We start from the raw sequence: 7,667 nt of genomic DNA, 5'->3' as shown, positions 1-7,667 counted from the left end.
CTGTTTCTTATAGCAAGGTCTCTGGATTACAAGCCTGACTGGATAATCAGGACTATTGAGGGGAACTGGCGGTCTGCCGTATCAAAATTCGTTTCTAATTATCTTGGAAAGAATGACTTGAAATACGGAAAGAAATTAACCTATCTTAGAAAGACCATGCCGGAGTTGTTTAAAAGGGATTGAGGGGAAAAATATTCATTGTAAATTTATTCCCGACCTGTCGGGACAAAGTTAGCATTGAAAATTTGCATTTTGAAATGATAATTGATAATTTTGCAATGAAAAAACACGTTGTACCCGTAAAAGGAGGGATTATGATTACAAAACGCATACTATTGGGCTTCCAGCTTTTAGTCATTGGCTTAATTGTTCTTTACTCAGCCGTTCCGTCATACAGCGCTGAAGCCGGCGCCGGCAGGATTACTGAACTCAGCGGGAAGGTTTTATACAGGGAAAAACCCAATGTCGCTTATCAGGACGCCAAAAAAAATCTTGAGATGCAGAAAGGCTTCTGGATAAAAACCGGGGCTGACGGCTGGGCAGTGCTTACCCTGATTGACCAGAGCAAACTTACACTGTCAAACAATACTGAGATTGAGCTGACAGACCTTGTCATCGGCAAAAAAAAGAAGACAGGCATATTCAGCATTGCCGGCGGTAAGCTCAGGGCGTCTGTCGTAAAGCTTGCAGGCGAAGAAGTGGATTATAAGGTAAAAAGCCCCACTGCCACAGCCGGAATTAAAGGGACCGAGTTTCTGCTTATGACGCAGGGGCTGGCCAATGTCCTTTTTGGAAATGAAGGGACCGTAGAGGTTTCCGGCGATACATCTGCCTCAAAGCCGCTGACTGTTGACACCATGGTTCAGAATACAAGAGGGATTACCCCTGCCGACCCGGTAAAGATTGAGCCCGAGACGCCTCTCTCAGCCGCAAAAAAGAACTTTGAAGAGGTTACGGCTGCAGCTCCGCCGAAGGACTGGGAAGTTTCAAACAACCTGCCGAACATAATTGCACGATGGAATATAAACTACGGTCACTATCTTGCCGATACCGGGAAATACGAGGATGCGCTTTATGTATTTCAGATAGCCCTTGACCTTACCACCCTGCCTGAAATCAGGAGCGACGCAAGGCTTGAAAGGGGCGCGGTGTATGCAAGGTTTTTAAATCATCCTGAGACAGCCCTTGCAGAATACCTGCTGGTTCTTGAGGAATACCCTAAAGTCTCTCAAAGGGAGACAGCCCTTTTTCTGTCCGGCATGACACTTTACCAGCTTGGGTTTAATGAACAGGCAAAGGAAAAACTGCTCCAGTATAAAAATGAATATACGTCAGGCAAACACCTGAGCAATGTTGAGACCATACTGGGCGTGCTGAATAAATAAGAGTTCTGTTTCAAATCAGTCGGCATAATTCTGAATTTGTTTCAAAATCTCTCACAGGGGAATGAAGATAAAACGGCTAATCATATTCACTGCAATCGGAATATTCATATCCCTGCTGACGATTTTTGTTTACAGGCAGAAAATAGACTTTTTCACAAGCCTTGACCTCAAGCTTAAAGACGTGCGCTTCAGGGCAAGGGGAGAGAGGAAGCCTGCCCCGAATGTCGTTGTTGTTGCCATTGACAGCAAGAGCATTAATGAGCTTGGCCGGTGGCCGTGGGACAGGAAGGCGCTGGCCCAGCTGATTAAAAACATCAAATCATACGGGGCTACGACCATTGCGTTTGATATTGTATTTTCAGAAGCGTCTAATCCTGATTCGGACAGGGCCTTCTCAGATGCGATAAAAGAAAACGGCAATGTAATTGCCGGATATTTCTTCAGGCAGGAAACTGAAAAGCAGTCAGCCGAAGCCTCAGAGGCATTGCAGTCCTCAAAGATAAAAGTTGTACGGATGAGTGAAAATGTCACTGAGGTCCCTCTTATGACTTACCCGAATGTGGAATTAAACATCCCGCAAGTTTCAGAGGCGTCTGAAGGCGCGGGTTTTTTTAACATCCTGCCTGATAAAGACGGGATAATAAGAACGGAAACCCTCCTGATGCTTTATGACGGCGACCCGTATCCTTCCCTCTCACTTTCCAGCCTCAGGCACTACCTCGGCAGTGAAATTGTGCTTGATATTGCGTCCTACGGCGTAAGCGGGGTCATTATAAAAGATACCCTGATACCTGCCGATGAATCAGGACGGTTGACTCTTAATTATTACGGGAAACAAGGAATATTTAAAATCATTCCGGCCGTTGATGTGATAAAGAACCGTTTAACCCCCGGTGCGCTGAAGGACGCATTGGTCTTTGTCGGCGCAACTGAAATTGGAATCTATGACATGAGGGCAACCCCGCTTGACCCGGTGCTGCCCGGGGTGGAGATTCATGCAACGGTTGCATCTAATGTACTGCAGAAGAATTTTTTAATCAGGGACGGACGGGTGATAGCGCTTGAGATGGTTTTTATCGCTTTGTTCCCCATTTTATTATCCGTTATCCTGAGCCTGACCCGCAGGACCATAATTTCATTACTGTTTCTTTTAATAACCATGGCTGTATACATTTATATAAATTTTTTTCTTTTTGCCAATTACTTTTTAAACACAGTAGTCATTTTTCCAATCATCTCCACGGGACTTACATATATAAGTTTAGAGGCTTACAGGAATATTGTTGAAGAAAGGCAGAGCAGGTTCCTTAAGAAGGCATTCACAAGTTATGTGTCGCCGGCGCTTGTGAAGGAGATAATAACAAAGCCTGATATGCTTAAACTCGGCGGTGAGAAAAGGGAGATAACGGTCTTGTTTTCAGACATAAGAGGCTTTACTTCCATTTCAGAAAAGCTCACGCCGGAGGGGCTGGTACTGCTTTTAAACAAATATCTCGGACCAATGACAGATATAGTTTTAAAAAACAGCGGGACTCTTGATAAATATATCGGCGACGCCATTATGGCGCTGTATAATGCGCCGCTTGATGTTAAAAATCACTCTGGCTCCGCCGGTCAGACTGCAATAGAGATGATGGACAGGCTGAAGGAGCTTAATAACAATTTCCGCGAAAGCGGCATCCCTGAAATTAATATAGGCGTCGGCATAAATACGGGGGACGTCATTGTAGGAAATATGGGGACTGATATACGGTTTGACTATACAGCCATCGGCGACACGGTTAATCTTGCGTCAAGGCTTGAGGGTATGAATAAGGTTTACAAGACAAACATAATCATAAGTGAATTTACTTTTAAGCATTTGAACAGCTTAAACGATTTGAACGTTTTGAACACCGATATTGTTAAGACTGCCCTTCAGATGCCGGGCGGTTTAACAATGCATCTCCGGGAGCTTGATTTAATCAAGGTCAAGGGCAAGGACAAGCCTGTCACCATCTATGAAATTTCTTCAGGATTAAGCGATGACATAATCCATAAGTTCAAAGAGGCATTGAGTTTATACAGAAAACAGCAATTCAAAGATGCGCTCGGGATTTTTCAGAGCCTTGCCGGTAAATATAATGATAAGCCCTCAGAGGTTTTTGCCGAAAGGTGCAGTGAATTTATCGCGAATCCGCCGGAGGCAGAATGGGACGGCGTGTACGAGGCAAAGGTGAAGTAGGTGTTTAAGATAACTTATAATGCAGCGTTATCTTCATAAACCGGGCTAAGTTGTATTTCTTTTATCTGGTCAAAATGTTTCCTGTTCCTTGTTAAAAGAGGAAGGGTTTTTGCCCATACTGTTGCAGCTATTACGTAATCTGCGATAGAACCCTGCTTTTCTCCATAATTATTCAGAAGCAGCATATACTTTTTGCTTACCTCATTATCTATCTTTAAGACCTTTAATCGTAATAACAGTTCCTTTATCCTTTTTCTTTCAGAGTCGCTGAGTCCTTTTTTAGAGAGCAGTTCTTTTTGGCTGAGGACCGAACAGTAAATATCAAAATTCTCGGATTTGAAAAATTCTCTGGCAGGTTTTATTCCTTTGAGATAGTCAATAATAATATCAGTATCTACTAAGAGTTTGATTTTTGCCATTCAATAAGCTCTTCAATAAATCTTTTCCCTGACTTGAACTTCTGCGCTTCTTTTGTCCTATGCTGTCTGACATATTCTGCGCTGTCTTTAACCTGCAAATAAGAAAACCCTTCTTTTTTTGCTTTAAGAAACTGGGCAAAATCTATTAATTCCTTAAGTTTGTTTTTAGGTAATTCTCTGGTTAAATTTATTATTGTTTTTTTATAGTCTAATGCAACGCCCATAAATGCCTCCTGTTTTAACAGCTTGTTGATTGAATATTTTAACATATGGCGTGTAAATTGGGAAAAGAAAACGGCTGAATGCCCGATGCGCCTATGACCTCTGGCATGTGCAGAAAGAATACAGAAAAGAAATAGTCCGCATTCATCCGCTAAAAGTGGCATAGAGAGTGTCTGTTGTTTATGCCGGAAATTGCTTCAGAGTGCCTGATTGCCCTTTGGAGCAAAAATTAAGCAAGGTGCCCCCTATAATGAACAATGAACGGAATGATTGCTCTAGTTCAGTACTGGGTTAAAAGATTTTGAATAAGCTTTATTAATGCCTCTCTATTATAAACGACAAAAGTATATTCTGTTCCATTTTTTGTTCGGTATTTACCATTGACTCGTTTTTATCGGGCTTCATTAAATTATTTATTTCACCTCTTAATCTAACGATCTCGTTTGACATCTCATCGGCGCGTTTTCTTAAGTCCTCTAATTCCTTAATTGACTGATGATTATTTCTTATAATGTCAACTGATTTAGCCACTTTATCAGGGTCTGCTGAAATTTTTGCCTTAAGCCGGTAAGCCTTTCCATCCCACTTCTCATCTATCACCTCTGCCCTTACTATTCCGGCGGTCAGGATTGTTATCTGGTCTTTTGTCAGTTGAAAGTTCTTTACCTCTGTTTCGCTTTCAAGATATGTCCCTAATTCCTCCAGAAGAAGCCTCTTGACCTGTTCCATCGCAATGACTCTGCATGAAACTCTGCTGTCAAGTTCACTTGCCTGATAGGTGTATTCTTTTTCAAATGTGATGAAACCGGCAAGGGCTGTGTTGGCGATGAATAATAAAGAAGTGAGGGTCATGAGGCATGGGGGAATAATCAGGTTTGCGAGGAAAAATCTTGAGTTATGATAAAGTGCCATTTCAACCCCTTTTTCACTGTGGTTGTCATTCCGGCTTGTCCGGAATCTTTCCGAGGGGTGCTCAAAAGGATTCCCGACGCGCTTCGCTTGCGGGAATGACGTTTATTGATGAACGATCAACATGTACACAAGATTTACCGGACACTGCTGTCCCTTTTAGAAAAAAGGCATTAATGATAACTGCTTATGACCTGCTCAAATATATCATAGGCTCTTTGTTTATTACAAACAAAGCAGCCATTCCGGTTCCGATACTTCGGGATGAGCGCGGTTCAAGAATCTAATTACGATGTCTGGATTCCCGCCTGCGCGGGAATGACAACAAATCGGAACCAAAGAATATTTTACCTGACCTGCTGATTACAAATACATTTAGACCGTTGTAGAAGCCTCAAATATACTCCATAGTGCTTTTAAGCCTTTGCGCCATTTCCTTTAAGACAGAAAGCAGTACCTTGGGCTCTTCCCTGAGTATGATTTCAAAATTATCCTGCGAAATAATTAAAAGTTGCGTGTTAGGCTCTGAGGCAACAGCCGCGGCTGTCCTCGGCGACTGTATGAGCATTGACATCTCGCCGAAATAGTCTCCCTCTTTCATGGTTTTAAGCGTCTGCTCGTTTTTGCTGATGCTGACTGCGCCTGAAAGGACAAAAAACATATCTCTTCCGGTATCGCCCTCTTTGAATATTATCTCTCCTGAATTATAAGATCTCCCAAATTTTTTCAGAAGCCGCCGGTGCTTTTTATTTGATACTTGCGGTTCAAGAAAAACACCTTTTAACAACAGCGCCTCCTTCTTCCTGACATTTGCAATGACCTCTATGCCGAATAGTATGACGGAAAATGAATAATAAACCCACACAAGAAGAATGAAAATTGTTTTCAGTGAGCCGAAAGCAACGCCGTAATCAGGATTGTATGTAAGAAAAATAGAAAACAGCGGGCTCATCAAAGACCAGAGCAGGGCGGTAACAGCAGCGCCGGTCAGGATATAGCCGGTCTTTAATTTTACAGGCGAGAAGACAAGATAAAAAAAAGACATAAACAGCATTGTCGTAATCAGCGGCGCAGCAACATTGACTACCTCAAGAAAAAAGGGAAGTTTTTTAAAGATGGTGTTAACAATAACGGAATAAAATATCTGACTTAAGACAAGCAGGGTAAAAAGTGTTAATATCATCAGCACCGCGGCTGAATCAAAAAGTTTTGCCTTGAGAAACGGTATTTTTTTGTCTGATTTGAATATTTTTAAAAACGCATTTCTCAGTCCGCCTGCCAGCGGCGTAATAGACCAGAAAAGGGCAATAATGCTTAAAATTCCCCATACATTTTTGTGCTGTGAGAGGGCGAGAATTTCATTTGTGACAACTGTTTTAAATTGCGGGAACATCTGAGAGGCAAGGGCTTCAACGCCCCTGAGCGCTGTCTGTGATGACAGGACGAAATTGCCGAGGAAGTAAATTACAAGGAGCAAAAGCGGAATAATGGCAAAAAAACTGTAATAGGCAAGTGAGGCAGATGTTCCGGGGTTATTGTTTTTCTGGAATGACTTTGCGGACTCTTTTAAAATAAAAAAAGAATCGGCTATTTTTTCCCTGAATCCTGTTGGCATTTCTCCATTGCCGCGGCGGTATCATTAATGCACTGTTTATCTTCAGAGTTTTCACATACTGACATGGACCGGATGTAATAATTCATGGCGTCTTTGCATGCCCCCTGTCCGGCAAATATGTCTCCAATACCGGTTAAATCCATGGCTACTTTCCTGCCTGCCCCGAGTTCCTTGTCAATGGCAAGGGCGTTTTTAAATAATTTTTTTGAGTCCTCATATTCACCCCTTTTTGCCTTTATACCTGCAATAAGCCTCAGGGAATTTGCCTCTTCATCTTTATCGCTGGATTTTTTATTTAATTCAAGCCCGGTTTCAGCATATGTCAGGGCTGAAGAAAAATCGCCTTTAAAAAATGCGGTTCTGCCTTTGAGATTATAGATTCCTCCTTCTGTACGGCAGTCATCCCTGCAAAAATTCAATGCCTTATCAGCCCATTTTAGAGCCTGGTCATAGTTTCTATCATCCAGGTAAAGCAGTGCCTTTATAAATGCCGCATCAGAAATCAAACCACTCCGAACTCCGAACTCCGAACTCCGAACTACCTCATCAGCATATCTATGGGCGCTGTCTTTATCTCCGAGTTTATGCTGCACAACCGCCATATTGACAAGGTTTATTCCGATGCCCTCAAAATTTTCAATGGAGCGGTTGAGCCTCAGGGCTTCGGCATAAGAACTCAGCGCTCTTTTATAAATTCCTTTTTTGAAGGCTGACTCTCCCTGTTGATTAAATTCAACCGCCTGTTTTTGTACGTCTGACATGGAAAGCGGGGTATGCCCGCAGCCGGCGGCAGTGAACAGTAAATAGATAGTGACAAGTGACAAGTGACGAGTAAAGAGTTTTATGTTTTTTATTTTTTTACTGATCACTGATAACTGTTCACTGTTCACTGC

8 protein-coding genes are annotated in these 7,667 nt (G+C 42.4%); 3 read left to right on the top strand and 5 right to left on the bottom strand.

Annotation, left to right across the window (positions count from 1 at the left end):
* The 3 genes from HZA10_01200 to HZA10_01190 form a co-directional block, all read left to right on the top strand.
* A partial coding sequence (locus HZA10_01200; GenBank protein ID MBI5194920.1) for a hypothetical protein occupies positions 1-183 on the top strand: 183 nt, incomplete at its 5' end.
* Between the two features lie 131 nt (positions 184-314).
* A complete protein-coding gene (locus HZA10_01195; GenBank protein ID MBI5194919.1) occupies positions 315-1,385 on the top strand; it encodes a FecR domain-containing protein in 1,071 nt (356 codons plus the stop codon).
* A 61-nt stretch (positions 1,386-1,446) separates the two neighbouring features.
* A complete protein-coding gene (locus HZA10_01190) occupies positions 1,447-3,609 on the top strand; it encodes an adenylate/guanylate cyclase domain-containing protein (protein ID MBI5194918.1) in 2,163 nt (720 codons plus the stop codon).
* A 14-nt stretch (positions 3,610-3,623) separates the two neighbouring features.
* Here the strand turns inward: HZA10_01190 and HZA10_01185 are convergent, their stop codons facing one another.
* From HZA10_01185 to HZA10_01165, 5 genes are all read right to left on the bottom strand, one after another.
* Positions 3,624-4,028 (bottom strand): PIN domain-containing protein, encoded by a 405-nt coding sequence (locus HZA10_01185; protein ID MBI5194917.1) that lies wholly within the window; start codon positions 4,026-4,028, stop codon positions 3,624-3,626.
* A complete protein-coding gene (locus tag HZA10_01180; protein ID MBI5194916.1) occupies positions 4,007-4,252 on the bottom strand; it encodes a hypothetical protein in 246 nt (81 codons plus the stop codon). The genes HZA10_01185 and HZA10_01180 overlap by 22 nt, the downstream gene beginning before the upstream one ends.
* 313 nt (positions 4,253-4,565) lie before the next feature.
* Positions 4,566-5,162 (bottom strand): hypothetical protein, encoded by a 597-nt coding sequence (locus HZA10_01175; GenBank protein ID MBI5194915.1) that lies wholly within the window; start codon positions 5,160-5,162, stop codon positions 4,566-4,568.
* Positions 5,163-5,553: 391 nt separating this feature from the next.
* Positions 5,554-6,774, bottom strand: coding sequence for a YihY family inner membrane protein (locus tag HZA10_01170; GenBank protein MBI5194914.1), 1,221 nt, complete (start codon positions 6,772-6,774; stop codon positions 5,554-5,556).
* Entirely contained in the window at positions 6,747-7,664 is a 918-nt protein-coding gene (locus HZA10_01165) for a tetratricopeptide repeat protein (GenBank protein ID MBI5194913.1), read from the bottom strand. The genes HZA10_01170 and HZA10_01165 overlap by 28 nt, the downstream gene beginning before the upstream one ends.
* Positions 7,665-7,667: the final 3 nt, after the last annotated feature.

This window comes from Nitrospirota bacterium (assembly GCA_016212185.1).
Classification (GTDB): Bacteria; Nitrospirota; Thermodesulfovibrionia; order UBA6902; family DSMQ01; genus JACRGX01.
This window is presented reverse-complemented; position numbering and strand designations above follow the sequence as displayed.